Source organism: Cerasicoccus sp. TK19100 (assembly GCF_027257155.1).
GTDB classification, from domain to species: Bacteria; Verrucomicrobiota; Verrucomicrobiia; order Opitutales; family Cerasicoccaceae; genus Cerasicoccus; species Cerasicoccus fimbriatus.
In genome coordinates, this window is record NZ_JAPWDU010000004.1 from 14,538 (window position 1) to 40,975 (window position 26,438).

Genomic DNA, 26,438 nt, shown 5'->3' on the forward strand with positions numbered 1-26,438 from the left:
TACCGCGAATACTCCGCATCCTACAAACTAATTCATGCTGTGTTTCTAATTTTGTTTTTGCGGAAGGAAGCTAGCATCATGAAATCGGTACCCCTTCATATTCATAAAAATCTGTTTTAGGTCAGACATCATTGAATAGTAACCTTGATGCCATAAAATATAACAGGTACAATTAAAGCCAGAATAACTCTGAGTGTGAATTTAATACCAGATAAATGGAGATTAGTTTTCTGCAATTCTTCCAAAATACGACTTTCCGCATATTGATTCGTTACAACATCATTTTCTGGAATATCACTAGTATCTGAGAATTTCAGCTCAGATAACCCTCCTTCGCCAGCATCATGAATCGGTGTTGCCTGACCTAGAAAATATGTTTTATCACCATCAACATGGTAGAAATCACATGATAAAAATCTACCATATTTCCGTTCTATAATAGTCAATGCTTGTTCTCTTGATTTTGCAGTTACTTTTTCTTCAGTTTCAGATCCGTCCAACAAAGTCAGGTCGCAAAGAATAATCATATGATTAAACCACTAGAACAGTATCAAAATTTGTCAATTCGATCCTACCAGTAAAAACAATATCAACCATTAACATTTATAAGACATCCTTCCATAGCCAAGCATGATTCGGACCTGGCCTTTTATGTGATTCTGACCAACCCCCTGCTGTCTGCGCAAAGAAGTGTCGCCGACGCTATAGATTACAATTGGCGATACTTAACGAGCCTTGGAGGCTTCTGGTGGGCCGACTTTTCATGCTGAAAGTATGTCGAAAACCCCCGTTGAGGGCAAGAGCGGAAACGATGCTTTAGGAAATAACTGTTGGGGCATTGAACCTTAAAAGGTGGAGTCCGGCACCCCGACCGGGCTTGCGGTTGGCCGCTATTCAGCGGAGAACAGATGCTGGTATTGAGGCGGAATTTCACCATGGCGGAAGCCGCCACTACCGAGAGTATAACTTTTACGCATTACGCTGTAGCCCCATCCTGCTGACTCCTTTTCCCCTTGAAGATAGAATTTTCGAAAGGTGATCGTGCGATCGACGCCCCAGCGCTCACGAAACGCTTCTTCGGTGACGTTCGGTAGCATGATGTTGGCCGCCTCCTCCCCCACCGCAGCCCGTAAATCGACGCGCAGGCGAGCCAGCGCGGTCTCGATCAGCTCGGGGTTCGCCGTGACTTTGACCGTGAAGTTTTTCGGTGTCTCTTCAACCACCTCATAATGCTCCACCTCGTAAGTGCGAATCTGCGTCCAGAGGTTATCCAGCGCGGTTTCGATGCCCTGCTTCTGCTGGTCATCGAAGTTAAAGAACACCTGCGACATGACCCCCAACGCCAGCTCTTTATCGAGCCCAATACAGTCGCGGATTGGCTCGAGCATTGCGTTGTGCTTGACCTGCAACTGATGACGCTGAGTCAGCTCTTCCATCGCTTCTCCTTCGAAGCTCTTCGTGCTCGTACCGGGAGGCTCCCTGAGCATCAAGGCCTCGCGACGCTGCAAATCATCGCACTCGACTTGCAGTAGGTCCCGCCGTTCCTCCGCCGCAGCTAATAGACCGCGCGCCTCCGCCAACTCGGCTGCGAGCGCTTGGCTGTTGGCATCCTTGGGCAGCGCAGCGCGCGCTGTCGACGACTCAGTCGCTACGCTTGTTGGCGACTTCTCCGCTGCGGTGTTCCACAGTGAGCCCACCAACTTGCCAGCCATCAAACCGATCAGCAAACACAAGGCACCCGTTATCAGAAGTTGTTTCATGCTAGCGTTCGATCATTCGACGGTGAAAAGGTGCTGGTAGAGTGGCGGCACGGTCGCATCCGCAAAGCCACCGCCGTAGAAGAGTTGTCCGCCTCGACTTTCATTGATATTCCAGTTGCTCCACTGCTTGCCTACTCCTGACTCAATGCATGTAAAAGTGATCGTGCGTTCTCCGCCCCAGCGCTCGCGAAATGCCTGCACGCTCGCATCCCGCAGCATGATGTCCGCAGCTTCTTTGCCCACGCTGGCCTGCAGATCTGCGCTCAGTTGGGCAAGCGCCGCATCGACGAGCTCAGGATTCGCCTTAACTTCTATCGCGACCTTCATGGGAGTCTCTTCCACGATCACCGCGTTCTCAGCCTCGTATTCCCGAATGGGCGTCCAGAGTTTATCCAAGGCGTTTTCGACGCCCTGCTTTTGCTCGGCATCCCAGTCGAAATACTCCTCAGCGAAGACGCCCAGCGTCATTTCTTTATTAAAGCCAATACCGTCGCGAATGGCGTTGAGCATCGCATCCTTTTTGGCCTGAGCCTTTTGACGCTTGTAATGATCGCCCGCGCTCTCGCCGGCTATGGCTTCCGTTTTCCTTCCCGGCGGAACGGCCAGAAACATCGCTTCATGGCGACGCAATTCATCGCGCTCTGCTTGCAGCGCCACCTCCTGCGTCTCGATCTCGGCCAGCATGTCGAGCGTCCACTCCAGCTCAGCTTCCAGCGCATTGCGGTCGGCGCTAGTAGACCGTTGCGCGACCTGCGACGCCTCATCTAAAGATGTCGTCTCTATCGTATACCCTTTCGAGCGCAACACAACGCCCACGGAGAAACCAATAAACAGGCACAGCGCGGCGGTTATCCAAAGGGGTTTCATGCGACTGAGTGTTCAGGAGATGGCGGCATTCTATTGGAATCACGGAGTCGTTAATAGAGATATCACACCAAAAACTAGGCACAGGCCAAGTTTCGGTAAAGTACAATTTAGCTGCAGCAATTAGCCGTGCAAAAACCGCATCAGTGCAAAACGCGCTGGCAATCTCCCCGTAAACCGGTCATACCTAGGAGCATGCAGGTCATTTCCAAGCGCAAGAAACACTACCCGGTTAATGCGGACTTGCACTCGTATCTGAGCCAATACGGGCGCGAGATCGACCTGCCGATTCTTTACTCCGGCCTCACCTCGCCTTACGAATCCTTTCCCCTGCTCGACAAGGATGGCGAGGACACGCTGTGGCAGACCTTCATTTACGAGCCGACCATTTTCCGCGAAATCAACGAGGCGTTGACCCGGATTTACGCGCTGCTGCAGATCGCCGGTAACGAGAGCGTCGAGCACCTGCGGGTGGACCGCGTGGACTTCTGTTCGTTCGGCAATTCGCAGCCGTTCCGCATCCGCATCATTAACCAATACAACGACAACTACGACTACTTCTACGTCAAGAAGGCCGACGCCTCACGCATCTACGGACTGGAGCTGGAGGAGATGCTTTCGCCGTCGAGCATCAATTATCTGGTGCATCAGGATACCCTGATCGAAGAGCACATCGTCGGCGTGCCGGGCGACCAGTTTATCCGCGAATACATGAACCGCGACAGCCTCAACCGCGTTCGCGTCGCCAAGGAGTTTATCAAGTTTAACGAGCGATGCTTCGCGCGCCTGCTCGGCGACATGCGCTCGTATAACTACGTGGTCGGCATCACGCCCGACTTCGACAACGAGCAATACCGCGTGCGACCAATCGACTTCGACCAGCAGAGCTACGAAGGCCGCCACAAGATTTACCTGCCGCAGTTTTTCAAGGACAACCTGCCCGTCGTGCAGCTCTGCACCGGCCTGCTCAACTACGAGACCATCCAGCAATACCAGATCGAAGAACGCGCGCTCATGGCCCGCCGCGCCAACACCATCCCCTACCGCCTGAACAACCTCCGCGTCGTCATGGGCGAGGACACCATCTCGCCTCACGAAAAGCTCGAGCAACTAAAACGCGAGCTCTCCGACTACCACCACTACAAGGGCTTCCTCGACTGCAGCACGATGGGCGATCTGGTGTTCCGTCACATCGATTACCTGCTATTCGAGCAGGACTTGGGGTGACGTTTTTGAACTACGAATAGCGCGGATGACAGCAGATATTTTTAAAGCGAAAGCCGCAGAACGTTGAGGGTTGTTTCAGCGAGATTTCCCTCAGCTAGGATCATTATACGCATTTATGGATCTGCGTTAATCTGCGCCATTCGTAGTTCAAAAAGCGCGTTACCCCAGCGGCTCAATCGTATTGGCGGCATTGAGAATACACTGCCCCAAGGAGATGCCGCCGCGATAGTTGCCTAATAAGTGGAGACCGGGGAATTCCTTTTCGGCTTCGTTAATTGCTTCAAGAAAATCGCCGTAGCCGACGTTGTATTGCGGGATGGCCTGGGGCCAAGTCGTCCCCTCGACAAACTCCGGTTCGCCGGAAGCACCGAGCAGGTGGTTCACTTCACGCACGGCAATGGCGCGAATATCTTCCTCCGCTGTTTGGGCAAGCTCGGGCTGACGCGCGCCGCCGATGAAAACGGTGAGCAGCGCCTTGCCCTCTGGCGCGCGCCCCGCAAAAAGCGACGACGAGAACAACACGCCCAGCGCATCGCGGTCTTCCAACTCCGGTATCAGGCCACCGAAACCATCCAGCGGATGACTAATGTTTTTGCGGTCATAGCCCAACGCCACCGAAGCCACGGGTGGATACTCGATTGCCGCGAGCGGTGTCAGTGTTTCGCTTACTTTGCATGGCAAAGTAAGTTGGTCCAACGCGTGCGAGGGCGTCGTCAGATAAAGATCAGCAGCGGTCTCCGTGTGCGTGTTACCATCGCCATCTTGCCAACGGACCGACCAGCCAGACGCGGTTTGCTCAATGGACTCAACGCTCGCGGAGAGCGTCAGCGTATCGCCGAGTTTGGCGGCCAGCGCATCGGGTAGTGCTTGCAGGCCGTCTTTGAAGGAAAGCGAATAAGACTTGAAAGTGTTGCCCGCCGCGCGCTTGGCCTTGCGCTTTTTGATCATGCCACGAATCACCGAGCCGCATTCGTTCTCGGCCTCGGCCAGCATCGGGAAGGCGTGCTGCGCCGACAGCTTCCAGGGGTCGCCCGCGTAAATGCCGCCCACAAACGGGTTCACGACGTAGTCGAGAATCTCCGGGCCAAAATGCCGCTCCACAAAACTGGCCAGGCTTTCTTCACGCAGCCCCTCGGGCTTTTGGGCAAAGAATTCACCGAGCAAACGCCACTTGGCTCCACCGGAAATGAGCGGCGTCGAAAGCAGCTCACCGGGCCCCATCGGCGCAGCGACGAATTCACCTTTTTTGAGGATGTAGCGATTCCTGGCAGCCTCCTCCGGCTTGAGCATTTGCGGGCCCAGCCCAAGGCCACGGAAAAAGTTTTCCAGCACCACGCTGTTCACGAGCAGTGAGTTGGGCCCGGCCTCGACGAGGTAGCCATCGCGGCGAATCGTGCGGATCGCACCGCCGGCTTGAGCAGACTTTTCCAGGACGCGCACTGGGCGGCCAGCGCGTTGCAGCGCCCAGCCGAGGGTGAGCCCGGTGATGCCGGCACCAATGACAATAGCGCGTTTACTCATTGCTCGTAATCAAAATAAAATTCCACCTGAGACCAGGCCGGGTCTTCCACGATCTCATACTGCACCGGGCGGTGCTGCGTCTCCGCAAATTTCTCCAACCGCTCATCGACGGGGTCTGGATCGTCAACGAAGAAGTTGAACTCGCGCACGCAGTTCCACGACGTGTTTCCGATGTAGTGGCCCGCGCCTCCCTTGCGAATCGCGGCCAGCAGCGCGTCTTCGATCGAGCCAAGCGTGCGCTCTTCTTTCGGCGTTGGCAGCCCCTGGCAATCGTCGTTGGATTGGTAGCCGATGGCAACGCGCACGAGGTAGGGAAAATCATCCGTGGCGGCGTATCCCTTGAGCGCGGTGTTGACGATCATCAGTGAGGGCAGCCCGTCCATATCTCCCTCGCGGCGCATCGGCGCGGGCTCGGGAAAGCGGGTGCTTTTCTTGGTTTGTGGTCGGGCCATACGATTTCTTTAATGACGCCAAGGCTTACTCATTGGCGTCTTCAGGCGGCGTCATTGGCTGACCGCCACTATGGTTTTGCATATCACCCTCGGCTTGCTGGATCTGGCGATAAGTCGCCGCAAATTTCACCAGGGTGCTCACCGGCGCACTGACTTTATCCGTCATGCGCCCATCGCCCAAAGAGGTGACGCCGGTGACTGGCTCAAGGTCGCTACTGGCCAGGGATTTATAAGCCTGCCTGGCCACTTCGCTTTCCGATTCAAATTCACTCGTGAAAAGATTCATCAGGCTGCGAACATCTATCCGATAAGCCGAAGACTGCCCTGCTTTCAATTGTATGCGGCTAGCAATGCTGTCTTCAACTGGCGTTTGCTCAGCGACATTCTTCGCTAGGCCCTCAAGAACCTCCAAGGAGGCGGCGCTCAGCATGTCGCCATTGATCGTCAGGAAGAAGCTGTTGTCGGTGGTCACATCCGACTCTTCGCTGCCTTCATCTTCATTCAGTTCGACCTGAATATTGCGATAGGTACTTACTAACTCACTAATTGATCGATCGTCAATCTTAGCCACATCAGTGCGGTATTCCATGTTCATCATTGGGCTGTCGGCAGCCAGAGTTTTGATGGCATAGGGAAAAAATTCATTACAGTAAAACTGCATGACTTCGTTGAACGTGTCTTCATCGATATCTCCTCCCAAGACGCCATTACCGACAACTGACTCATCAAACATGGGAAAAACACCGGCCGCCGTGCCGTCCATTTTGGCGAACAGCTTGCGATTGTATTCGCCGAGCTTGGTGATCCATTCACGGCCCTCATCGGTGGCCATCAGCATGCCGCGCTCTTCGAGCACGTCGTAATATTTTTGCACTGCATCCATGTCCAAACGATAGGCGTAGGAATACGTCGAAGCAGGCACGTATTGCGCAACCGGAACCTCGCCACCGGCTTTCATGGAAAGCAGCTCATACTCCGGAGTGCCCTCTATGGCTTGCACTGACCAGCCCACCGCAACGGTTTCCGGATCAATATCGATACCGCCGGAGAACCATTCCAGATTTTGGGCAATAGATGCAAAAAAATCGGTCCACTGGTTCATTCTCAGCAGCTCGGGGTCGCTTTCGCTGCCGCCTTCGAGCAGGTGCTCATCAGCCAATTTATTTTTAATTTTCTCTGTCCACATCGCGGCGTTTTCCGGACCGATAAAAATACGCAAATTGATGTCGAAGCCCGACATCTGGTCGGCAATTTTCTCCAGAGCGTCCATATCACTCGCGTAAGTGAAGTTGGCCTCAGTGTCGGAAAACAAGGTCCACCCATCGCGATCAGTCGTGACAAAGCCGGGCGTCAGCATGCCAAACATTGAGCCAGTATTCTCAGCCTTCGCAGTAAGCGCATTCTTAAGCATGGCGTCGTTATCCATTTTTGCCATGATAACGAAAGGCTCGGCCTCGCCCTTTTGAGGCTCAAAGATAAACACGGTCACGTTTTCCGTCTCCGAGACACCGGGAAAGGACGGGTAACCAAACTGGCCCAGCACCATCATGGGCAAAAACTCCGTTTGCTGGCCGGGGACAATTTTCCGCGCCAGGCCCATCAGATCGTCGGACAGGGATTTCGGCGGAGGAAGCTTGATCGCCATCAGCACCTTGGGTGCCTCTTGAGCTTGGATGGCGGCGGCCCCGCCGAGCAGCAAGGCCAATGCAACCAAGCAGCTTGACATGAATTTCTTTCTGGGAAACAGGCAGAACATTTATCGGGTCTAGTGGCGCAGTCAGGTGGTGACAACACTTTGTTAGCGAAGGAGCAGGCTTTACAAATTGCCTGCCTTCGGGCAGATGATAGAGGTCCCGGCTATGATAAAAAACCTGCCACTAATACTGTTGCTTTTAATCGGCGCGCCGCTTTTCGCGCAGGACGCACCCGCCGCCCCCACGGAAACACTCGCCAAAAGCGAGATCAGCTACACGGATGCGCTCATCCTCGGCGTCGTCGAAGGCATCACCGAATACCTGCCCATCTCGTCCACCGGCCACCTGATCCTGACCAACGCGGTGCTCGGCCTCGACACAGATACCGTGCTGACTGATGACAATGGCAAGCCGATCGAAACCGAGGACGGTCTGCTGACGCTCAAAGATGTCGCCAACGCCTATGCGATCATCATCCAAGCCGGCGCAATAGCCGCCGTGATCATGCTCTACTGGAGCCGCCTGGTCGACATGCTCATGGGCGTGCTCGGCAAGAGCAAGAGCGGCCTACTGCTGTTGAGAAATATCCTGACTGCCTTCATGCCCGCTGTCGTGCTCGGCCTGCTGCTCGATGACTTTATCGAAAGTAAACTCTTTCACCCGATTCCTATCGCCATCGCCCTCATTGCCGGTGCCTTTCTGATGCTGGGGGTGGAATGCTGGCGCAAGAAGCAGCCGCCCTCCCCCGAAGATGCCGGGCATGACCTGCACGAGATCACCATGCGCCAATCGCTCATTGTGGGCTTTCTCCAATGTGTGGCCATGTGGCCGGGCACCAGCCGCTCGATGATGACCATTGTCGGCGGCTACGTCATTGGCCTCACCCCCAAGCGCGCGGCGGAGTTCAGCTTTCTGCTGGGCCTGATCACGCTTTCGGCCGCGTCGGCCTACAAGGCGCTCACGCTGGGCCCGGTCATGATGAAGGCCATTGATCCCGGCCCGGCGCTATTTGGTATCGTCGTAGCGTGGATCTCGGCGATGCTCGCCGTCAAGTGGCTCGTCAATTACCTGTCCAAGCACGGCCTGGGGCTCTTCGCCTGGTATCGCATCGTGCTGGCGATCGTGGTGCTGGCCTTTTTCCTTTAAGCTCTATTCCCCCCGAAAGGTGGGAATGGGTGCCAGCTGTTTGGCGTCCAGTTTTACCGGGTCACCGAAGCTAACGTCTTCTTCCACCTGAACATTCTTCGAGGGGGTGGAAATGAAGTTGCTCGCGGCACCGGACTGATAGGACAGGACCGGACCACTGATCATGACAGCGCCAGAGCTGGGTGCCTGCGCTTCCAAATGCACCAGGCTATCCCATTGCAGCGGCGGCTGCATGCGGTCGTCCGTGGCAAAGGATTCGTAACGCCAGCCCTTCCAGGTCACCGGGCGGGGCTTGGGTTGAAAGACTTTACCCGTCGCGTCTCGCCAACGCACGGAAAGCAGATTACCCGAGCCGTCACCATTGATCCAGAGTCCGAGCGAGGTCGGCTTGTCCACAATGGGAACATTTTGCACCGCAATGGGTTGCAAGCTGGTCGACGCGCCCGGAGCATCAAATTTATAGGCGATCATGGCCGTCTGCACGTCCCACGGGGCTCCGGATGGCGGATTGCCCGAGCGCACTTGTGAGACCACCTCACCAGCATCCACCAGTTGCCAGGCAACCGGAGTCTTGTCCGCATTGGGGTTCAATCCGGGGACGTTCACAAACTGCAAGGCAGGCGTCTGCGTCAGGACAACCTCCCGCCGTGGATCGCCGATATATTGCGAAATCGAAAGCCGGACGGGCTGCGGCAGCGGCAGTTGAATCCCGAGGGGCACCTCAAGTGTTTTAATCGTCTCCCGCGCTCCCATTTCGACGGGAAACTCAAACGGCAGCTGGTCGGAATCCTCCAGCTGCAAAGTCATCCGACCGGCAAAGGGATCACCCAGCGGGTTCAGCAATTCCACAGTCAATTTACCGGGCAAATTCGCCTTTACGTCGATCATCAGTGGATTCTCTTTCTCGATTGTGACGGTTTGGAAAATGCCCGATGCGCCGACCAGCACCTGCTGCGGCTCGAATGAGCGACCCACCGCTACTTCGCGGGTGACGGTGTGCCGATCCCCCGGCTTGAGCGCCACGCTCTTTTTACCCGGCATATTCAGCACGAGCACCTGATCCAGCGGATTCACAAACTCGCAATCGAGGTAGATCATTTGCGGGCCGCGAACGGTGATTGACCGTTGAATACGCTCAGCCAGGGCAGCGACCAGCAGCATCCCGTTTTCCCCTTCCGGCACGTAGATCGCGGGCTTATCGCCGAGGATGACCGGGAGGCTGTAGTCCTGCACCGGCATTTGCATGACCTGGTTGCCCTCGGTATCGTAGATCAGGAAAGTGCCGGGCGTCACGGGGACCGCCGCCGTCTTGGTCGGCCCGGTGGTCCAGGTCACCAGGGCGCAGCGCCGCCCTTTCGTAAAGAGCAGGATATGGTCCTCCAACGTCGGCCCGGAGAGGCGTTTATTAAAGGTAAAACCAGGCAAAACCTTGGCTACACCGTTGGCGACCTGTATTTCCTGATTGGACGCAGTCAGGGGGCTAACGAGGAGAAAAAGCGCCAACGCCGAAGCACTGAGCATTTTGGCAAAGAAATTCATAATTGAAAGATGCGGTAACGCTGCCGGAGCATTTTGTCGATGGATATTCGCGATAAGGGAAGCGTCGAAAGTCTGAAAGTATGTTGGGTATAATCAAGTGTTGTCTCGACAAAGGTGGGGAATTTGCCCTAAATGAAAGATTCGACTAACAGTATACCATCCCCAAAATGGAACCGGAGCTCACCCCCAACGAGCGTCCAACCCCCAAAGCCTTATCGCCCTTATCTATCACCTCCGACAATCCGATTCCGGAAAGCGAGGCTAGTTTTCGTGCCGCCTTTGACGCAAGCGGCATAGGAATGGCGATATGCACACTGGAGGGGCGTTGGGTGCGCATCAATGAATCCCTGTGCCGCATCCTCGGCTACAGCAGGGAGGAGCTGCTTGGCATCACGTTTCTCGAAATCACCCACCCGGAAGACATCGCCCTGAGCCAGCGGTATCTGCGTAACACCGTCAATGGCGACGCCGAAGAATACCGCCTCGAAAAGCGCTACATCCATGCCGATGGCCACGCGATTTGGGCCAAGCTGACCGTCTCCAGCGTCTTTGATCCCGAGGGCAAGCTGCGCTTTTTCGTCTCCCAGATCGAGGATGTCACCGAACACCACCGCCTCCAACGCGAGCTCAAAGCCGCTAACGAACGCCTGGAGCTCGCCACGCGTGCGGGTGGCGTCGGCGTTTGGGATTGGGATGTCGTCACTGATCGTATGACCTGGGACGAACAGATGCTGCGCCTTTACGGCATTAGTAGCGGACAGTTTGGCGGTAGTATCGATGACCTGCGGAAGTGGATACACCCTGAGGACGTCGATCTGTATTTCGACCGTTTGCAGGAGGCCTTGCACAACGGCCACCCGTTCAACTTGCCCTTTCGTGTCGTGCGCCCCGACAACGAGGTCCGCCACTTGCGCGCCTTTGCGACCGTGGAGCGTAACAACAAGGGCACGGCGACCCGTATGGTTGGAACCAATTGGGACATTTCCGAGTCCATCCATCAAAAAGAAGACCTTCGCCGCCTGGCCGAACAAGCCAAGGAAGCCAGCCAGGCCAAGAGCCAGTTTCTCGCCAACATCAGCCACGAAATCCGCACGCCGCTCAATGGCGTGATCGGCATGACTCACCTGCTCCTCGACAAGCCCGATCTAACCGAGGAACACCGCGACACAGCTGAGCACATCCTGACCAGCAGCGAATCCCTGCTGACCCTGATCAACCAGATACTCGACTTCTCCAAAGCCGAGTCTGGTCGGCTGGAGCTCGACATCCACCGCTTCAACCTGCGCGCGCTGATTCGCCAACTATCAGCCGCCTTCAGCCTGCGCGCCGAGAAGGCTGGCATCCAGTTTACCAGCCAGATCGATAAGCACACCCCACAGCGGCTCAACGGCGACTCCGGCAAGCTCAAGCAGGTCATCCACAACCTGATCGACAACGCCCTCAAGTTCACCGCCAAGGGCAGTGTCCACCTCGCCATTGATCTCGTCGATCAGAGCAAAGAGCGCTGCCAACTGCGCATTGCCGTGCGCGACACCGGCATCGGCATCGCACCCGAGGTCCACGACCGCCTTTTCCGCGCATTCACCCAGGCCGACCCGACCACCACGCGACTCTACGGCGGCACTGGCCTGGGCCTGGCCATTTCCAAAGAAATCGTCGAGCTTATGGGCGGCGAAATCGGCGTGATCAGCAACCCCGGCGAAGGCTCGGAATTTTGGTTTACTGCTGACTTTGAGAAAGCGCCCGAGACGGCCTCGGGCTTTCCCGGTTCGTTCTCCCGCTCACCGTTTCCGCCGCAGCCCCAACCACTCGATCAAGTGGAGGTCGTCCGTGAGTGGATGAAGAAACACGCCGCCCATGCCCTGCTGGCCGAAGACAACCGCGTCAACCAGCTCGTTGCCCGCGGCATGCTCGACCGGCTGGGCGTCTCGGTGGACACCGCCGCCAACGGCGTCGAAGCAGTGGAATACTTTCGCCAAAACCAGTATGACCTCGTTTTCATGGACGTCCAGATGCCGGAAGTCGACGGGTTAGAGGCTGCGCTGGCCATCCGCGAGTGGGAGACCGAGCATCGCCGCACCACGACCCCCATCATTGCCATGACCGCCCACGCTCGGGCTGAGGACCACCGCGCCTGTCTCGCTGCCGGGATGAATGACTGCATCGTCAAGCCACTCAGCCCGGAAAATGTCGCGGCGGCGATCAATCGCTGCCTCGGTGAGGTCAGCGGCAAGCGCCCCACCCATACGAAAAAGGATTCGCGGCTATTCGACCCGGAGTTGCTGAATCGGCGGCTAAGTGGCGACCCTGCTCTCATTCGCGAAGTCCTGGAAATGTCCGTACTGGACTTGGGTAATCTCCTGCAACGCTATCACTCCAAGCGCAAAGCTGGCCACATCAATGAATCTGCGCGCCTGCTCCACAGCATGATTGGCATTGCCGCCAGCGCCTGCTTCGAGCGCTTTGCCGCCGCCGCATCCGCTGAGGAAAGCCACCTGATCGACACCGGCGATTTTCTGCCGACGGAGCAATCCGCAAACCTCGACGAGCTCCTCACCGAATCCCAACAAGCCGCCAACACCTACCTCACCGGCACTAGCGAGGAGCCCCACCAGTAGCGCCAGCAAGGCACCCCAAAAAGCGGATCCAAGGGAATTTTCGAATTCTGTTAGCATGCCCCGTTGGAGCAGTTTGCGAGGCGATGCATTATGCTGTTTTCATTTTGATAGAGCTCACTAAGTTAAACGACATGAGCACCCTCGCCTTTCTCACTGATTTCGGGGTTCGCGACTGGTATGCGGCAGCCATGAAGGGCGTCGCCCGGTCTATCGCCCCACAGGCTGCGCTGGTTGACATCTCCCATCACGTCCATCAGGGCGACATCGCCGCGGCCTCCTTTATCCTGAGCCAATGCTGGCTCGACTTCCCCGCGGGGACCGTCTTCGTCACCGTCGTCGATCCCGGCGTTGGTTCGGAACGGGCCGCCGTCGCACTCAAAGCCGAGGGCCGGTATTTCGTCGGACCGGATAACGGCCTCTTCGGTTGGCTCGGTCGCAAGGTCACGCGTTGCCATCGGATTACCAACGAAGACTTTTTCCGCGACAACGTCTCCCACACCTTTCACGGGCGGGACATTTTTACGCCCGTCGGCGCGCATCTGGCCAGTGGTCAAGCTTCACTCGAGCAAGTCGGCCCCGAGCACGGAGAGCTGGTAACCGCCCCTTGGCCCAAGCCCGAATACGAGGACGACCGCGCGTTTGGCCGCATTCTCTACATCGACCACTACGGCAACGCGATTACCAACCTACAGCAAACTGCGCTGGAAGAACGCTACGCCCTCAGCGGCACCAGCGTCTCCCTACACCCGCGACGTATCCCCCTGCTCAAGACCTTTAGCGATGCGCCCGCGGGCACGGCGCTGGCATACTTTGGCAGCGGCGGTCTGCTCGAAATCGCCGTCAACGGCGGCAACGCGGCGCAACAACTGGATCTGCGCCTTGACCAGCATGTCGAGCTGGTCTTGAACTAACCTATGAACCAAGCCGAACACCAAGCAATCCACCGCATGCAGTTGGAAAAATATTTCTGGCTGCTGGCAGCGCTGGTCGTCCTGCTGGTGCTCGTACCCGTGTTTGACAACGATACCTGGGGCGCTCCGGTGCTTGGCATCATCAGCATGCTTACCCTGGTCTTGGCGCTGCGGACCATCGCGCACGAGTTGCGCACACTGATCATCGGGCTGGTGCTCGGCGTCGCAGGTTACGGTGCCAGCACTTACGCGTATATCATGGATACCTCCCCACTGCTTGCCCTGCCCTTCCAACTCGCGTTTTATGGCTTCGTAAACCTCTCACTGCTTCGAGAAATCTTAACCGCACACAAGATCAACGCCGACACCATTTGCGGCGGCATCTGTGTCTACCTGCTACTCGGCCTAAACTTCGCGATCATCTTTTCGGCGATAGAATTCATCCAACCCGGCAGCCTGATGGTCAGCAACAGCTTCGACCAGGATGGCGTCAAAACGCCAATGGATTTCGTTTACTTCAGCTTCGTCACGCTCACCACGCTGGGCTACGGCGACATCGTGCCCGTCTCCAACGCCGCCCGCTCCGCCGCGATCGCAACAAGCGTCTCAGGCGTGCTGTTTATCGCGGTCTTCATCGGCCGCCTGGTCGGCCTGACGACCGCTCAAGGCATGCCGTATCTGGATACGGAAGAATAGCTTTTAGGCTGGCGGCGCGGATCGGCGCAGATCAGGCTTTGGACAAAGAATGATGATGAAGCGAATATCAAAATACTTGGTCTTGTTGCTCATTACGATTTCGGGGTGCGATCAACAATATTCGCAAGTGGAGCAAGGGGACCTTAATGAGATCTTTAACATCAACTCATCTCCAACATTCATAGGCGACTTTTACGAAGGAAGTGATCAAGAGTTTCATTACTTCAGCAGTAGGTGGAAAATAGAAGGAGACCGAAAAGTAAAGGTACCTAAGACTGACCTCCAAATCACAAAAGAGTTTAATTTTGGTTCTGAGGAACTTCGCGTTACTGTTATAAACTCACCAAGTCCCAAAACAGTTTTTTGTGAAATCGAGGGCGTACCAATCTACATTGCAGAGTAAAATCTATCGATCCGATACTTGCGGTGGAAAACCCGCCATTAAAAAACAGTCAAACGAGTAGACCGCACTTCTTTCATCACTCCACATGAGCCACCCATCTCCCACTGAGCCGACCGACTACACCGGCACGCCCACCCGCAAGCAGACCATCTCGTGGGCGCTGTACGACTGGGCCAATACCGGCTATGCCATGGTGGTGCTCGCGCTCATCTTCCCGAAGATGTATAAGTCGTTTTTCAGCGCGCAGCTGAGCGACGGCGAGTCGACTTATTGGTTTGGCAAAACGGTGGCCATCGCGAGCCTGCTCGTTGCGGTGGCCGCGCCGTTTCTGGGGAGCATTGGTGAGCTGGGTGGCCTGCGCAAACGGCTGCTGCTCAGCTTTTGCAGCGTGGGGGTGCTCGCGACGGCGGCGTGTTTTTTCCTGGGCGAGGGCCAATACATGCTCGCCAGCGCGGTGTATATCGTCGGCACGGTGTGCTTTTATTGCAGTAACATTTTTTACGACTCGATGCTGGCAACGGTGTCCTCTCCCAAGAAGCGACACTTCGTCAGCGGACTCGGCTTTTCCTTTGGCTACGCGGCGGGATTCATCCTGCTGGTCGTCACGCTGCTGGTCACGAAGTCCTCGCTGCCGGCGAATTCGATGTTCATGATCGCGGCCGTGTGGTGGGCGGTGTTCACGATTCCGCTAGCGCTAAACATCCCGGGGCAGCCGAAGCCCGACCGCCCCCCGGTTTTTCAAATGGCCAAGGAGGGTGCCGCCGACACCTGGAAGACGTTTAAGGAGATCCTGGGCATCAAGCCGATCCTGCTCTTTCTGCTGGCCTACCTGTTCTACATCGACGGCGTGAACACCATCATCATGATGGCCTCGTTTTACGGGACCACGATTGGTTTCAGCGAAGCGCAGATCATCACGGCATTCTTCATCGTGCAGGTATTCGGTGTGCCGTGCGCGATTCTCTTTGGCTGGGCCGGGGGTAAAATTGGTCCGCGCAAAATGATGTTCATCGCGATCGTGCTCTACATGGGCGTCACCGCCTACGGGGCAAAGATCAGCGTGGAGCCGATCCATGTCTTCGGCGTCGAGATCTCGGAAATGTTCGTGCTGGCGGCCTTGATCGGCCTCGTCCAAGGCGGCATCCAGGCGCTGTCGCGGAGCTACTTCACCACGCTGATCCCGCCCGGGCGCGAGGTGTCGTTTTTCGGTTTTTACAGCATGATCGGCAAGAGCGCTGCCGTGATCGGCCCGTGGCTGATGGGCTTTGTCGCGGCCACCTTTAACAACCCCGAGGACCCCACCTACTCCACCCGCCTCGGCATGGGCTCGGTGGCGATCCTGTTCGTGATCGGCGGCTTTTTCCTGATCCTCGCCGGCCGCTACGAAAAGCGCAATGGCGGCCAGTAAAACCGGGCTGCGACGAACGATATTTCGCACAAAAAACGCGACCAGGCATCACCCAATGCACACCAATTGCCCCGGCTTTGGTTCACTCCAACCAAGTCCTGTTTCTACCGCGATTACCCGGTGTGGTTCCCCTTTACGTCCATGGACGTAGCCCATCTACGTCCCGGGACGTAACCCTCCTACGTCCATGGACGTAAGACGTCTACGCCCCCGGGCGTAAGAAGCCAAAACCGCAGGCTTGCCAGTGAAACAACCGGTGCTCCGTGGCACCAACCACAGCGCTGATTCGCCTCAACTGAACACAGGAAAAGTCAGTAAACAGTAGGCTCCGGAGACCGCGAGGCCAGCCCGCTTCCCGCTCTTTCCGATCTTCCGGTTACAAGATATTCCGCATGGCTGCCTCGACACGAATCCGCAAACTATCTTCACATCAAGACTTGTGCTTTTGGCGAATCTGACTTACCTGCCTGCTATGGATACATTAACTGCCATCAAGGCGCGCCGCGCCGTCAAACACTACGACCCCGAACACCGCTTGACCGAAGAGGAAGAGCGCACCCTGCTCGACGCGGCCATGCAGTCGCCGACCGCATTTAACATCCAGCATTGGCGCTTCGTTCTCGTGAAGGACCCCGCCCTGCGCCAGCAGATTCGCGAAGTCGCCTGGGATCAGGCCCAGGTCACCGACGCCTCGCTGCTCATCATCATGACGGCCAACAAGGACGCGTGGAAGACGCCCGAGCGCTACTGGGCCGGTGCCCCGCAGCCCGTGCAAGACATCCTGGTCCCCGCCATCGACGGCTATTACAACGGCAAGGACCAAGTCCAGCGCGACGAATGCATGCGCAGCTGCGGCATGGCCGGCCAGACCATCATGCTCGCCGCCAAGGCCATGGGCTATGACACCTGCCCAATGGACGGCTTTGACTTCGACGCGGTCGCCAAGCTCATCAAGCTACCCGACGACCACATCATCAGCTTCATGATCGCCGTCGGCAAAGGCACCAAGGAAGCCTGGGCCAAACCCGGCCAACTCGGCTACGAAGAAGTCGTCATCGAGGATACGTTCTAGCAACATACCAGCCTGACCTGGGCCTACCGAAATCAAGGCCCGGAGTTGCGCGACTTCTCACATATTTATGGCGAAAATAAAGCCGCGGTTCTGGCAACCGCGGCTTTATCGGAAATTAACTTCTGCCGTAGGCTATGCTTTGCGCATTCGACGCCAAAACGTCACCCCAAAAATGCCAAGGCCAGCAATGATCGCATAAGTAGACGGCTCGGGAACGACCGCACTGGTGATGTCCACATTTCGGGAAACGCCATCGGCAGCGGTTCCGATGCTTGCTCCGTCAAGCAACGATAGAGAAAAAGTTCCTGCATCGGTTGGGCTGGTGCTAATGGAAAAGGTGCCCGTAATGCTGTCGGTTGTGCCATTACCGATTTGCACTAGCTGATTTGGCACCGTTTGCGTGTCGAAGCCAAAAAACGAAAACAGGTTCAAACCATCAGGATACATTTCAATCATGTCAGTCCCTACCCAAGTGGAGTAATCTACTGGGTTACCATTGTAGGTAGCGGACGGCGTCGTCGACAGTCCGGTAACGGTCAGTGCAAACCTGCCAGCGGCGAGGGTATTTGCCGGCGCGCCAGAATTATTGGTTAAAAATCTTGATAAGGAGGTATTTGAAGACGTGGCAGACCCCGACAGACTGAATGTGCCCGTAGTGCCGAAGTTCAGACTATCCTCATTAAAGTTAAGGCTCAGATTTAAGACACCGTAAGATGTAGCTAAGCTCGAAAGAAGCAGCGTGAACGTTGTAAGTAATATTTTCATATATAGTAAGGATTACAGAATTCATAAATGAGCTATTCAACCCCACCTCATCAAGTCCATAAGTTACCCAAAGCACAGATTTTGAATAAATCATATAGTTCGGTGAACACCTAACCTTTGCATCTAATTAATCGATGACTATCGATCTCAGGCGACTTCTTTATAGCCGTAATAATTCTCGACCGGTCTCCTTTTCATGCATCGATCACATTGGTAATCTCAATGCATCCCGCGCTTGATCAGTGAATTTTTGGCAGCCGGTGCTTGCGACCACCACGGATTTGGCAAAGGATCTGCATATAATCCACCTGCATGAGCGAGAAACCCGCTGACGAAAATCAGTCCAACCCACCCGAAGAACCCACGCCCAAGTACGAGCACGCCGCTGCGGACGCGCCGACGCCAGAGCCCGCGGTAGCAGCTCCGGACCAGGACGACCTGGAGAAAGGTATGCGCAATCTCGTGATCGACGCGATTTGTGCGCGGGTCATGACGGTGCTCACCGGCGGGGCGTTTCTCGTGGGCATGGGCTTGGCGCTTGGCGCGAGTAACCTCGTGATCGGGATTCTGGCGGCAATCATGCCGCTGAGCCAAGTGGTGCAAATCCCAGCCATTCTGCTCGTCAACTGGACCCCTTCGCGCAAAAAGCTCGTGATCGCCGCCGCCACGCTGGGGCGCATGTTCTTACTCGGCATTGCGGCGATCCCGTTTTTCGCGCCGGAGGGCTGGGCGGTGCCCGCGTTTTTATTCTGCCTGGCGATGTTTTTCATGCTCAGCGCCGTGGCTGGCTGCTCGATGAATTCCTGGATGCGAGACCTGATTCCGCAAGACCAGTTTGGCAGCTTTTTCGGCAAACGCCTGGCCATTGCTACGCTGGTTGGCGCAGTGCTGATGGTTTTTGCGGGGGTGGCCGTTGACCAGCTCCAGAAGGCAACCGGCAGCAGTGGCTACGCCTATGCCTCGGTGTTTGTGATCGGCGGGGTGTTTGGCATCGCGGGTGCGCTGTCACTCAAGGGCGTGCCCGAGCCCGCCGCCGAGCGACGCAAGGGCTTGTCGTTTCTCAAAATCATGATCGAGCCGCTGAAGGACAAGCGGTTCCGCCGACTGCTGTGGTTCTCGGCGACGTGGAATTTTGCCATCATCATGGCGGGTGCCTTTGCGGCGGTTTACATGCTGGAGCGGGTCAAGATCAGCATCGGCGTGGTTGTCGCGCTGGCGGTGCTCAACCAGCTCATTAATGCGTGGTTCTTCCGGCTGTGGGGCATCCTCGCCGACCGCACGAGTAACAAGGCCATCCTCCAAGTGGCCTGCCCGATTTTCATTTCGACGATCGTCATGTATCCCTTCACTACGATGCCGGATTACTGGGCGGGCAGCATCCCCATTCTGATCGTGATCCACGTCCTGGGCGGCATTGCCACGGCGGGCTTCCTGCTCTGCACGGCGAATATCGCCCTGGAATTTGCGCCAAAAGGCCAGGCCACGGCCTACCTCGCGACCAATGCCACGCTTGCCGGACTCGCGGCCACCTGTTCGCCGATTCTGGGCGGTTGGATGGCGGACTATTTCAACGAGCGCGAGTTCCGCATCACCGCGACTTACCGTGCCCCGGAGGGCGAGGTCGACATCCCCGCGATGATCATGGGCGGGCTGGATTTTGTCTTTATCCTGGCGGCCTGCGTGGGGCTGCTCGCGCTGCATTTCCTCTCCAAAATTGAGGAGGAAGGGACAATCGAGGAAAAGGAAATTCTCAACCAGGCCTACGCCTCGGCACGCAGCAGCATCTTCGGGCTGTCCAACATGGTGGGCATGCGGCGCTTCGCCTACTTCCCGCTGGAAATGCTCGACACCGTCGCCGTGCAACCGACCCGACGCGTGGCGGGCGCAGTGCACAAAGGCTTCTCCGATGCGACGGGTGTTTTCCGCGGGCAGCGCAACAACGGCGACTCAAACCAGCAGAATGATCCGCACCAATAGCCGTCAACAATTGTCATTGTATTTTAATACGCTGACACTAGCTTGTAAGAGATGTCCCGTCTCCTGCTGATCACCGCCCTCTTCACTTTTGCCCTGGCAGCCTACGCTGACCAACTGACGATTTATCAGATCGAAAGCCCCGCCAATGATGACGAGACACCCACTATGTCACTGGAAGGCAAATCCGTCACCGATCTGCTGGCCCAGTTGCCCGAAGGTGCCAAAATCACCAGCGAGGCGCTCCTGACAACATTCAGCAACGAGCACTTCTACCTCAACAATACCTACACGATGCCCTACGTCGTGGCGCAAGATGCCGAAGGGAATCCGACACAATGGACATCGCGCAAAGTCGGCATTCTGGCGAATGCGCACCTCAGCCGCGATGACCTGCTGACCATTAACTATGAGAACACCTCGCTGTCAGCATGGGCGCCCTCGCAAGACACAGCAAAACCGCCACAGCCGATCTTCTCAACGTTGGCTTTCAACAGCGATATCTACCTACCGATCAATCAAAGTATGGTGATGACCGGTCTAAAGAATGGCAGCAAACGGAATTACACCGTCATTGAGCACAGTAGCGGAAACAACCCCCAGCCAGGCCAAATTACCGTCGATCAACCCATCCGCCACGAGCGCTATCAGATCAGCGTCTATGAAATGGCGTTCGACGGCCCAAGCCGTAACCCCGACACTGGCGAGATCGTCCCCCGCAATCCCGACTTGGTCCGCGAGCAAGGTAAGCTGATCGACTTCTACGAGTTACGCACCGACAACGGGGTCAATTACTACTTCGACAACACACGTGGCGTCCTTGGCGGCGGAAAGAACGCCAGCGGCGAGCCAGTGCTCATGGAGTCCACCATCGGTGCCCGCATCTTGCTCTTTGCGGAAAACGATTTCGCCTCCGTCACTTTCAGTCGACGCACCCTTGATCGCTGGCGGCAGATAAAAGGCGTCGATACCCCGAGCCCAATCATCAACGAAGAGTCATTCCAAGCCAGCGTCAGCCTAAGCCCCGGCGAGCAAACTGACGAAGAGTCCATTGGCGGCATCGAAGGCACGGAAAGTCACGACGGAGTCGCCTCGCCCTACGTGTCGCGCATCTACTACCTCAAGCGCATTCCAGGTGAGCCCACCGACACCCGCGCCAACCCTTTTGGCGACTAGGCTAACGGGAAATCGCTGCCGGTTTTGCGATTCGCACTTGATCGCGGGCGGGCAAGTTTCATGCTCTTACTATGCGATTCCGCATTTTGGGCAGCAGTAGTTCGGGGAACGCGGCGCTCCTGATAACGCCGCAAAGCAAGGTGCTGATTGACGCCGGGTTTTCCGGGCGGCGCCTACGCGAAAAGCTGGCCGGTATCGGCGAGTCGCTGGAGTCCATCGACGCTGTTTTCATCACCCACGAACACGGAGACCATACTGCCGGGCTCAAAGCGCTGACCCGCTTGCCGCACCTCAAGTTTTTCGCCAACCGCGACACCGCCCGCGCGGCGCAGGCCAAGCTCGACCGCAAAGTCAACTGGGGCCTGTTCGAGACCGGCGTCGGCTTTCAGTTTAACGACCTCAAGGTGCATCCGTTTGCCATTCCGCATGACGCCCACGACCCGGTCGGCTACGTCTTTGAGTGTGGCGACGGCAGTCTATTTTCCCCGTTTCGCAAGCTGGCATGGCTGACCGACCTCGGCTACGCGCCGCAGCTCGTCAAAGAGCACATCCGCGATTGCGACATGCTTGTGCTGGAGGCAAATTACGATCTGGAGCTGCTCGAACGCTGCGAAAAGCGCCCCTGGAGCACCAAGCAGCGCATCCGCGGCCGCCATGGACACCTCTCCAACGAGGCCGCCTTCGAACTGCTCGCTGAGGCCGCCAATCCGCGCTGGCGCCACATCTGCCTTGCCCACCTGAGCAAGGACTGCAACTGCCCCAACCTCGTCCACCGTCATTTCGAGCCCCTGCGCAACGGTAACCACAACCTGCGCATCGATGTATTCGACCCATCCAGCGAGATCGGCGAGGAATACAACCTCGCCGCTGGCTGGTAGGGCCCATTAGCCGCGATAATTTTGCAAATTGTGACATCGTGTCGCTTGCGAAATGCCCGATTTGCCCTATTTTGTCTACATGGCAAAAAAGAAATCCAAGAAAACCTCTACATCTGCTAATCCCGTCGCCGACGCTCTACGCCAGATCGTGGCTGACACCTACGCTTTGTTGGGCCAGACCCACCTCTGCCACTGGAACGTGGAAGGGCCCGGCTTCTTTGCACTGCACACCGCTTTCGAGGAGCAATACACCGAGCTGTTCACTGCCGTGGACGAGATTGCTGAGCGCATCCGCGCACTGGATGCCTACGCCCCGGGCGGCCTGGGTAACCTCGCCAAAATGGCCGGCTTTAAGGAGCTGAAGGAAGATGCGACTGACAAGGAAATGGTCAGCCACCTCGCCTCTCTCCACCAAGCCACGATCAAGAACCTCGTCTCCGCGCGCGATCTCGCCGGTGACGAAGGCGACGACCAGACCGAAGACCTGATGATTGCCCGTATTCAGGTTCACGAAAAGACGGTCTGGATGCTCCAAAGTTACCTAAAATAAACTCAGTAAAACACTGTATTTAATGGGAACCCGGCTCATTGTGAGCCGGGTTCTTATTTGGCCTTAATTTTCAGTAATTCAGAGGCTGTTTAGTTATTAACATGGAATTGTGAATAACTTTTCGTTCACATTAACCATTTATTACCAGCGATTTACTATTTATAAACAAGCCGCTATAGTGAATGCACTTTACAAAATTTAGAAGATTCGCCTTATTTGCGCTCCCTTCAGGGACTGACTTTCTGACTGACAAATGAAGAGCCTATTGCGAATCACCGCGACAAGCCTGCTTCTGCTGACCGCATCACAAGCGCAGGCGGATAATGCGGAGCTTACGCACTATGAGCGACTTGTGGTGGCTTCATGTTTAGTCCTCGAAGCGGCCTCCGAAGGCTCGGAGGGTATGCAAGCAGTATTGAATGTTATTCACAACCGCGCCGAGGGGGATATTACCCGCGTCATGGGGGTCGTCTGCCGCCCCAAACAGTTCACAGCGATGAACAGCGCTACCGGCGTGCGCAACCCCGACTACGGCCCCCTCATCGAGCGGGCTACGCTTGACCGCAACTTCAGCATCGCTTACGATCTCGTCGTGCTCATGGAAAGCGGACAGTTGGAAGACATCACTGGCGGTGCCGATCACTACCATGCTGACCATGGCGAAGCCCCCATTTGGTCCGCCTCTATGAAGCCAACCCGCACCATTGGCAGCCACACTTTTTATCAAAGCACTTCAGCCGACCCCGCACTTCTTGCGCAGGTCGAATAATCACTTTTCGCGTCGTCGCCAGGCATCTTGCGTTAGTTAGGTAAAGAAAATCCAGTCATTACCACCCTTGCCAAGCGACGGCGCAGCTTTTGACCCGGCAATCTTCGGATTGCCGGGTTATTTGTTGGACGGTTTCGTCGGATAGGCGTCGTGCTGGCGGGACTGCTGACGCTGCCGGTAGCGCAGCGGCGAACACCCGAAGCGACGGCTGAACTGCCGCGAGAAATGGAAGGCATCGCAGAAGCCGAGCGCCTCCGCGATCTGCCCCACCGGCTCGCTGCTGGACTCCAGCTTCATCGCCGCAGCCACCAGGCGCTCCCGCACCTGAAACTGCCCGGGGCTGATCCCGCAATCGCGCACGAACCGCTTTCGAAAGCTTTCGTAGCCCATCCCGAGGTCTGCCGCCGCCTGGCGCACGCAGTCTTGCTCGGCAATCCGACTACGGATCAGCTGGCAGGCCCGCCCGGCCCAGCCTGCCTCGGCGCGCGGTGGCGCTTCCAACGCCGTTTCCGCCCAAATCCGCTGAAGCTCGCAGACTACGCGTAGCTCCCCGGCTTGCTCGCCTTCTCCCTGCTTTGCCAGCCGCAGGATGTCCCGAAAACGCTCCACCCAGACCTCCACCGGGCCAAGGCTGCGCACGCGCGGTAAATCCGGCCACAGACCGGATCGCTGCCACAGCTCGAACACCGGCCCTTCAAATAAGAAATACACCTCCGACCATAAGCCATCGCTCGACGCGTAGCGGTGCCCCAGGCCCGGCCAAAGATAGATCAAGCTGCCTTCTGGCACACTGAGCGACTGACCGGAATCATCTTCGTATCGGCCGTGCCCACGGTAAATATAGACCATCCCATAATTGTCATAATGCCGGAAAGCCCGCATATCCATGCCGGCATGCTCCATTAACTCACCGCAGAGCGTAACTTCGCCAATGCGAACATTGCCCGAGGGACTATTTTCACCGCGATTCATTTACCAAATAACACATAAAAATTACCAAGCACGCTATGGCGGTCAATCGCATTCTAATATAAGCTATAAGCATGATGACCACCCTGGCCCCCACTTCGCAAAATCTCCCAATCGACCTCTCGCCGTCTGCATTCGGATACCTGCGGGAAACCGACCCCGCGCTCCCTGCCGAAGAGCTCCTCCACCGTCTCGAAACCGATGGCTACCTGTTCCTCCGCGGCATGCATCCGCGCGAAGCCGTGCAGGCCGCCCGGGATGAAATCCTCACCATTCTGGGCGAGATGGGGCTCACCCATCCTGACCATCCTGCGACAGAAGGCATCGCCCACCCCGAGGCGCGTAATAACTTCACCCCGGACGCCGCCGCCCGCTGCCAGTCCATGCGCGAAGTTGTCTTTGGCCCGCACATGATGGGCTTCTGCGCCAATCTATTTGGTGAACCGGCCCTGCATTTCGACTATCTGTGGTTTCGCTCCATCGGCCCCGGCAAGGGCACCACACCCCACTGCGACTGGGTTTACATGGGCCGTGGCACGCGTCGCCTTTACACCGCCTGGACCCCCTATGGTGACACCGATATGCAGCTCGGCGGCCTGATGCTCCTGGAGGGCACCCACCGCGAAGGCGACCGCATTCGCAATTACCTCGACCGCGACGTCGACGCCTACTGCGTCAATGGCCGCCATGCCGCCGCCATTGAGTCCGGCCAGCTACAAGGGGAGTTCAATGGCCAACTGAGCAACAACCCCGTCAGCCTTCGCGAAAAATACCAAACCCGTTGGCTGACCGCGGAACAATTTCGCATGGGCGATGTGCTGATGTTTGGCATGGAAATGATCCACGCCAGCCTGGACAACCAGACCGACCGCCTGCGCCTCTCCTCCGACAGCCGCTACCAACGCGCCTCCGAGCCCGCCGACGAGCGCTGGATGGGTGCCAACCCCGTCGGCCACACTCTCGCTGGCAAGCGCGGGCGGGTGTGCTAAGGATTCTCTACCACACTGTCCATGTAGGCCTTGATCCGGCTAAAGCAGTCCTCCCGATTCGTCAGCATAAAGAAGTGATCGCCCGGCACTTCCTCGTATTGGAGCGAGGGAATGCGCTTCTGGAATTGGCCCACCATCTTGCGCACGTCTTTGATATCGATTCGGTCGTCGGTCGCACCATTAAGCATGTAGATATTTAAGTCAGAGCGAAAGTCATCCGCCCTCAACCCCAGGGGTGCCGACGCCAGGCAAACAAAGCCTGCGAAATCCTCCGGTGCTGCATTATAAATGCGAAACCCCGCCGGACCACCCGCCGACAGCGCAAAGAGCCAGGGCTTGTTTAACTTCACATCCGGATAACGCTCGACGAAGTCGGCCTCAACTTCACGCAGATAATCGAGCGAGCCATCGAACCACGAATAGGTGTAAGTCGGCAACAGGATGATGGCGTCCGGAAACTCCTCTTTGAGCAGCCACGTGTAGTAAAGAAAGTTCCCGCCAAAGCCATGCAGGAAGACAATGCTCCGCGTGTCAGGTGTCACCTCGTCTGGAAAATACGCGTAGTAATGCCCCTGCGTCGGCGTCACCGATTGATACGAATACCCCAGCGAATGCGGTACCCCACGCATGACCTCGTCCTGCGCGATCCTCAGATACACGTCGTTGAAGCCTGCCATGAGCGCCTGCTGTTGCTGCGGCGAAACATTCGTCTCCTGCGACCCAAAGCTGATCACGCTTAGCACGACCAAGCCCTCCGATAGGAACGGCAGTGTCTTTTGAAATAGCGCATACTCGCGCGCCATCGATGGCGGCGGCTCAAAAACCGGCAGCGCCTCTTGCGTCGGGAAATAGTGCGACTCGACCTTGCCCGCCATAGCCACACCAGCCAGACCGACCAACGCCATGGCTGTGCAGGAAACTACCTTCAAAATATCCATTGCTTTCCCACAGACAAACTTTGTGATGCAAAGTTCATTCATTCTAATAGAAGAACACTTTCAGCCAGCGCCGTGCAATCCGTTTCGCAGTTTGCGCATTGCTGAATGTAAACGCAGCA

Annotated in this window: 23 protein-coding genes; 13 read left to right on the forward strand and 10 right to left on the reverse strand. The window is 56.7% G+C overall.

Going from position 1 to position 26,438, the window contains the following annotated elements:
- Nucleotides 1-128: 128 nt before the first annotated feature.
- The 3 genes from O3S85_RS10250 to O3S85_RS10260 form a co-directional block, all read right to left on the reverse strand.
- On the reverse strand, nucleotides 129-527 hold the full coding sequence (locus O3S85_RS10250; RefSeq protein ID WP_269540197.1) for a hypothetical protein: 399 nt from the start codon (nucleotides 525-527) through the stop codon (nucleotides 129-131).
- Nucleotides 528-890: 363 nt separating this feature from the next.
- Nucleotides 891-1,760 carry a hypothetical protein gene (locus O3S85_RS10255; RefSeq protein WP_269540198.1) on the reverse strand — a complete coding sequence of 290 codons (870 nt, stop codon included), beginning with the start codon at nucleotides 1,758-1,760 and terminating at the stop codon, nucleotides 891-893.
- Between the two features lie 12 nt (nucleotides 1,761-1,772).
- Nucleotides 1,773-2,627: a hypothetical protein gene (locus tag O3S85_RS10260; protein WP_269540199.1), complete on the reverse strand. Its 855-nt coding sequence runs from the start codon at nucleotides 2,625-2,627 to the stop codon at nucleotides 1,773-1,775.
- 192 nt (nucleotides 2,628-2,819) lie between these two features.
- Here O3S85_RS10260 and O3S85_RS10265 point away from each other — a divergent pair, with 192 nt between their 5' ends.
- The gene (locus tag O3S85_RS10265; protein WP_269540201.1) at nucleotides 2,820-3,851 is read left to right on the forward strand and encodes a hypothetical protein; all 1,032 of its coding nucleotides are present in this window, start codon (nucleotides 2,820-2,822) and stop codon (nucleotides 3,849-3,851) included.
- A gap of 159 nt (nucleotides 3,852-4,010) precedes the next feature.
- Here O3S85_RS10265 and hemG read toward each other — a convergent pair whose 3' ends face one another.
- Genes hemG through O3S85_RS10280 form a run of 3 tightly spaced genes read right to left on the reverse strand, consistent with a single transcriptional unit; the run spans nucleotide 4,011 to nucleotide 7,550 of the window.
- Nucleotides 4,011-5,372: a protoporphyrinogen oxidase gene (gene hemG / locus O3S85_RS10270; RefSeq protein ID WP_269540203.1), complete on the reverse strand. Its 1,362-nt coding sequence runs from the start codon at nucleotides 5,370-5,372 to the stop codon at nucleotides 4,011-4,013.
- Nucleotides 5,369-5,824 carry a DUF695 domain-containing protein gene (locus O3S85_RS10275; protein WP_269540204.1) on the reverse strand — a complete coding sequence of 152 codons (456 nt, stop codon included), beginning with the start codon at nucleotides 5,822-5,824 and terminating at the stop codon, nucleotides 5,369-5,371. The genes hemG and O3S85_RS10275 overlap by 4 nt, the downstream gene beginning before the upstream one ends.
- 25 nt (nucleotides 5,825-5,849) lie before the next feature.
- The gene (locus tag O3S85_RS10280; protein WP_269540205.1) at nucleotides 5,850-7,550 is read right to left on the reverse strand and encodes a hypothetical protein; all 1,701 of its coding nucleotides are present in this window, start codon (nucleotides 7,548-7,550) and stop codon (nucleotides 5,850-5,852) included.
- Nucleotides 7,551-7,683: 133 nt separating this feature from the next.
- On the opposite strand from O3S85_RS10280, the gene O3S85_RS10285 reads away from it, so the two are divergent.
- Nucleotides 7,684-8,664, forward strand: coding sequence for an undecaprenyl-diphosphate phosphatase (locus tag O3S85_RS10285; RefSeq protein ID WP_269540206.1), 981 nt, complete (start codon nucleotides 7,684-7,686; stop codon nucleotides 8,662-8,664).
- A 3-nt stretch (nucleotides 8,665-8,667) separates the two neighbouring features.
- Here the strand turns inward: O3S85_RS10285 and O3S85_RS10290 are convergent, their stop codons facing one another.
- Entirely contained in the window at nucleotides 8,668-10,203 is a 1,536-nt protein-coding gene (locus O3S85_RS10290) for a hypothetical protein (RefSeq protein WP_269540207.1), read from the reverse strand.
- Nucleotides 10,204-10,370: 167 nt separating this feature from the next.
- Here O3S85_RS10290 and O3S85_RS10295 point away from each other — a divergent pair, with 167 nt between their 5' ends.
- From O3S85_RS10295 to O3S85_RS10315, 5 genes are all read left to right on the forward strand, one after another.
- Nucleotides 10,371-12,821 (forward strand): PAS domain-containing protein, encoded by a 2,451-nt coding sequence (locus O3S85_RS10295; protein ID WP_269540208.1) that lies wholly within the window; start codon nucleotides 10,371-10,373, stop codon nucleotides 12,819-12,821.
- Nucleotides 12,822-12,952: 131 nt separating this feature from the next.
- Nucleotides 12,953-13,732 carry an SAM hydrolase/SAM-dependent halogenase family protein gene (locus tag O3S85_RS10300; protein WP_269540210.1) on the forward strand — a complete coding sequence of 260 codons (780 nt, stop codon included), beginning with the start codon at nucleotides 12,953-12,955 and terminating at the stop codon, nucleotides 13,730-13,732.
- 3 nt (nucleotides 13,733-13,735) lie between these two features.
- Nucleotides 13,736-14,428 carry a potassium channel family protein gene (locus tag O3S85_RS10305; RefSeq protein WP_269540211.1) on the forward strand — a complete coding sequence of 231 codons (693 nt, stop codon included), beginning with the start codon at nucleotides 13,736-13,738 and terminating at the stop codon, nucleotides 14,426-14,428.
- Nucleotides 14,429-14,916: 488 nt separating this feature from the next.
- Complete coding sequence (locus O3S85_RS10310) at nucleotides 14,917-16,239, forward strand: MFS transporter (protein ID WP_269540213.1); 1,323 nt, start codon at nucleotides 14,917-14,919, stop codon at nucleotides 16,237-16,239.
- A 472-nt stretch (nucleotides 16,240-16,711) separates the two neighbouring features.
- On the forward strand, nucleotides 16,712-17,311 hold the full coding sequence (locus O3S85_RS10315; RefSeq protein WP_269540215.1) for a nitroreductase family protein: 600 nt from the start codon (nucleotides 16,712-16,714) through the stop codon (nucleotides 17,309-17,311).
- A gap of 132 nt (nucleotides 17,312-17,443) precedes the next feature.
- Here the strand turns inward: O3S85_RS10315 and O3S85_RS10320 are convergent, their stop codons facing one another.
- On the reverse strand, nucleotides 17,444-18,076 hold the full coding sequence (locus tag O3S85_RS10320; protein WP_269540216.1) for a PEP-CTERM sorting domain-containing protein: 633 nt from the start codon (nucleotides 18,074-18,076) through the stop codon (nucleotides 17,444-17,446).
- 312 nt (nucleotides 18,077-18,388) lie between these two features.
- Here O3S85_RS10320 and O3S85_RS10325 point away from each other — a divergent pair, with 312 nt between their 5' ends.
- From O3S85_RS10325 to O3S85_RS10345, 5 genes are all read left to right on the forward strand, one after another.
- A complete protein-coding gene (locus O3S85_RS10325) occupies nucleotides 18,389-20,053 on the forward strand; it encodes an MFS transporter (protein ID WP_269540217.1) in 1,665 nt (554 codons plus the stop codon).
- Between the two features lie 51 nt (nucleotides 20,054-20,104).
- Nucleotides 20,105-21,226 carry a hypothetical protein gene (locus tag O3S85_RS10330; protein ID WP_269540218.1) on the forward strand — a complete coding sequence of 374 codons (1,122 nt, stop codon included), beginning with the start codon at nucleotides 20,105-20,107 and terminating at the stop codon, nucleotides 21,224-21,226.
- A gap of 71 nt (nucleotides 21,227-21,297) precedes the next feature.
- The gene (locus O3S85_RS10335; protein WP_269540219.1) at nucleotides 21,298-22,104 is read left to right on the forward strand and encodes an MBL fold metallo-hydrolase; all 807 of its coding nucleotides are present in this window, start codon (nucleotides 21,298-21,300) and stop codon (nucleotides 22,102-22,104) included.
- Between the two features lie 79 nt (nucleotides 22,105-22,183).
- Nucleotides 22,184-22,654 carry a Dps family protein gene (locus O3S85_RS10340; protein WP_269540220.1) on the forward strand — a complete coding sequence of 157 codons (471 nt, stop codon included), beginning with the start codon at nucleotides 22,184-22,186 and terminating at the stop codon, nucleotides 22,652-22,654.
- 253 nt (nucleotides 22,655-22,907) lie between these two features.
- Nucleotides 22,908-23,423 (forward strand): cell wall hydrolase, encoded by a 516-nt coding sequence (locus O3S85_RS10345; RefSeq protein WP_269540221.1) that lies wholly within the window; start codon nucleotides 22,908-22,910, stop codon nucleotides 23,421-23,423.
- Between the two features lie 117 nt (nucleotides 23,424-23,540).
- On the opposite strand, the gene O3S85_RS10350 is transcribed toward O3S85_RS10345, so the two are convergent.
- A complete protein-coding gene (locus O3S85_RS10350; protein ID WP_269540222.1) occupies nucleotides 23,541-24,395 on the reverse strand; it encodes a helix-turn-helix domain-containing protein in 855 nt (284 codons plus the stop codon).
- A 71-nt stretch (nucleotides 24,396-24,466) separates the two neighbouring features.
- Between O3S85_RS10350 and O3S85_RS10355 the strand changes: the two genes are divergently transcribed.
- The gene (locus O3S85_RS10355; RefSeq protein ID WP_269540223.1) at nucleotides 24,467-25,381 is read left to right on the forward strand and encodes a phytanoyl-CoA dioxygenase family protein; all 915 of its coding nucleotides are present in this window, start codon (nucleotides 24,467-24,469) and stop codon (nucleotides 25,379-25,381) included.
- On the opposite strand, the gene O3S85_RS10360 is transcribed toward O3S85_RS10355, so the two are convergent.
- A complete protein-coding gene (locus O3S85_RS10360; protein ID WP_269540224.1) occupies nucleotides 25,378-26,319 on the reverse strand; it encodes an alpha/beta fold hydrolase in 942 nt (313 codons plus the stop codon). The two genes, O3S85_RS10355 and O3S85_RS10360, sit on opposite strands and share 4 nt — an antisense overlap.
- Nucleotides 26,320-26,438: the final 119 nt, after the last annotated feature.

What these genes read in the sequence shown, in the direction of transcription:
- O3S85_RS10250 (WP_269540197.1), bottom strand. Translation starts at nt 527, where the DNA reads ATGATTATTCTTTGCGACCTGACTTTGTTGGACGGATCTGAAACTGAA.
- O3S85_RS10255 (WP_269540198.1), bottom strand. Translation starts at nt 1,760, where the DNA reads ATGAAACAACTTCTGATAACGGGTGCCTTGTGTTTGCTGATCGGTTTG.
- O3S85_RS10260 (WP_269540199.1), bottom strand. Translation starts at nt 2,627, where the DNA reads ATGAAACCCCTTTGGATAACCGCCGCGCTGTGCCTGTTTATTGGTTTC.
- O3S85_RS10265 (WP_269540201.1), top strand. Translation starts at nt 2,820, where the DNA reads ATGCAGGTCATTTCCAAGCGCAAGAAACACTACCCGGTTAATGCGGAC.
- hemG (WP_269540203.1), bottom strand. Translation starts at nt 5,372, where the DNA reads ATGAGTAAACGCGCTATTGTCATTGGTGCCGGCATCACCGGGCTCACC.
- O3S85_RS10275 (WP_269540204.1), bottom strand. Translation starts at nt 5,824, where the DNA reads ATGGCCCGACCACAAACCAAGAAAAGCACCCGCTTTCCCGAGCCCGCG.
- O3S85_RS10280 (WP_269540205.1), bottom strand. Translation starts at nt 7,550, where the DNA reads ATGTCAAGCTGCTTGGTTGCATTGGCCTTGCTGCTCGGCGGGGCCGCC.
- O3S85_RS10285 (WP_269540206.1), top strand. Translation starts at nt 7,684, where the DNA reads ATGATAAAAAACCTGCCACTAATACTGTTGCTTTTAATCGGCGCGCCG.
- O3S85_RS10290 (WP_269540207.1), bottom strand. Translation starts at nt 10,203, where the DNA reads ATGAATTTCTTTGCCAAAATGCTCAGTGCTTCGGCGTTGGCGCTTTTT.
- O3S85_RS10295 (WP_269540208.1), top strand. Translation starts at nt 10,371, where the DNA reads ATGGAACCGGAGCTCACCCCCAACGAGCGTCCAACCCCCAAAGCCTTA.
- O3S85_RS10300 (WP_269540210.1), top strand. Translation starts at nt 12,953, where the DNA reads ATGAGCACCCTCGCCTTTCTCACTGATTTCGGGGTTCGCGACTGGTAT.
- O3S85_RS10305 (WP_269540211.1), top strand. Translation starts at nt 13,736, where the DNA reads ATGAACCAAGCCGAACACCAAGCAATCCACCGCATGCAGTTGGAAAAA.
- O3S85_RS10310 (WP_269540213.1), top strand. Translation starts at nt 14,917, where the DNA reads ATGAGCCACCCATCTCCCACTGAGCCGACCGACTACACCGGCACGCCC.
- O3S85_RS10315 (WP_269540215.1), top strand. Translation starts at nt 16,712, where the DNA reads ATGGATACATTAACTGCCATCAAGGCGCGCCGCGCCGTCAAACACTAC.
- O3S85_RS10320 (WP_269540216.1), bottom strand. Translation starts at nt 18,076, where the DNA reads ATGAAAATATTACTTACAACGTTCACGCTGCTTCTTTCGAGCTTAGCT.
- O3S85_RS10325 (WP_269540217.1), top strand. Translation starts at nt 18,389, where the DNA reads ATGAGCGAGAAACCCGCTGACGAAAATCAGTCCAACCCACCCGAAGAA.
- O3S85_RS10330 (WP_269540218.1), top strand. Translation starts at nt 20,105, where the DNA reads ATGTCCCGTCTCCTGCTGATCACCGCCCTCTTCACTTTTGCCCTGGCA.
- O3S85_RS10335 (WP_269540219.1), top strand. Translation starts at nt 21,298, where the DNA reads ATGCGATTCCGCATTTTGGGCAGCAGTAGTTCGGGGAACGCGGCGCTC.
- O3S85_RS10340 (WP_269540220.1), top strand. Translation starts at nt 22,184, where the DNA reads ATGGCAAAAAAGAAATCCAAGAAAACCTCTACATCTGCTAATCCCGTC.
- O3S85_RS10345 (WP_269540221.1), top strand. Translation starts at nt 22,908, where the DNA reads ATGAAGAGCCTATTGCGAATCACCGCGACAAGCCTGCTTCTGCTGACC.
- O3S85_RS10350 (WP_269540222.1), bottom strand. Translation starts at nt 24,395, where the DNA reads ATGAATCGCGGTGAAAATAGTCCCTCGGGCAATGTTCGCATTGGCGAA.
- O3S85_RS10355 (WP_269540223.1), top strand. Translation starts at nt 24,467, where the DNA reads ATGATGACCACCCTGGCCCCCACTTCGCAAAATCTCCCAATCGACCTC.
- O3S85_RS10360 (WP_269540224.1), bottom strand. Translation starts at nt 26,319, where the DNA reads ATGGATATTTTGAAGGTAGTTTCCTGCACAGCCATGGCGTTGGTCGGT.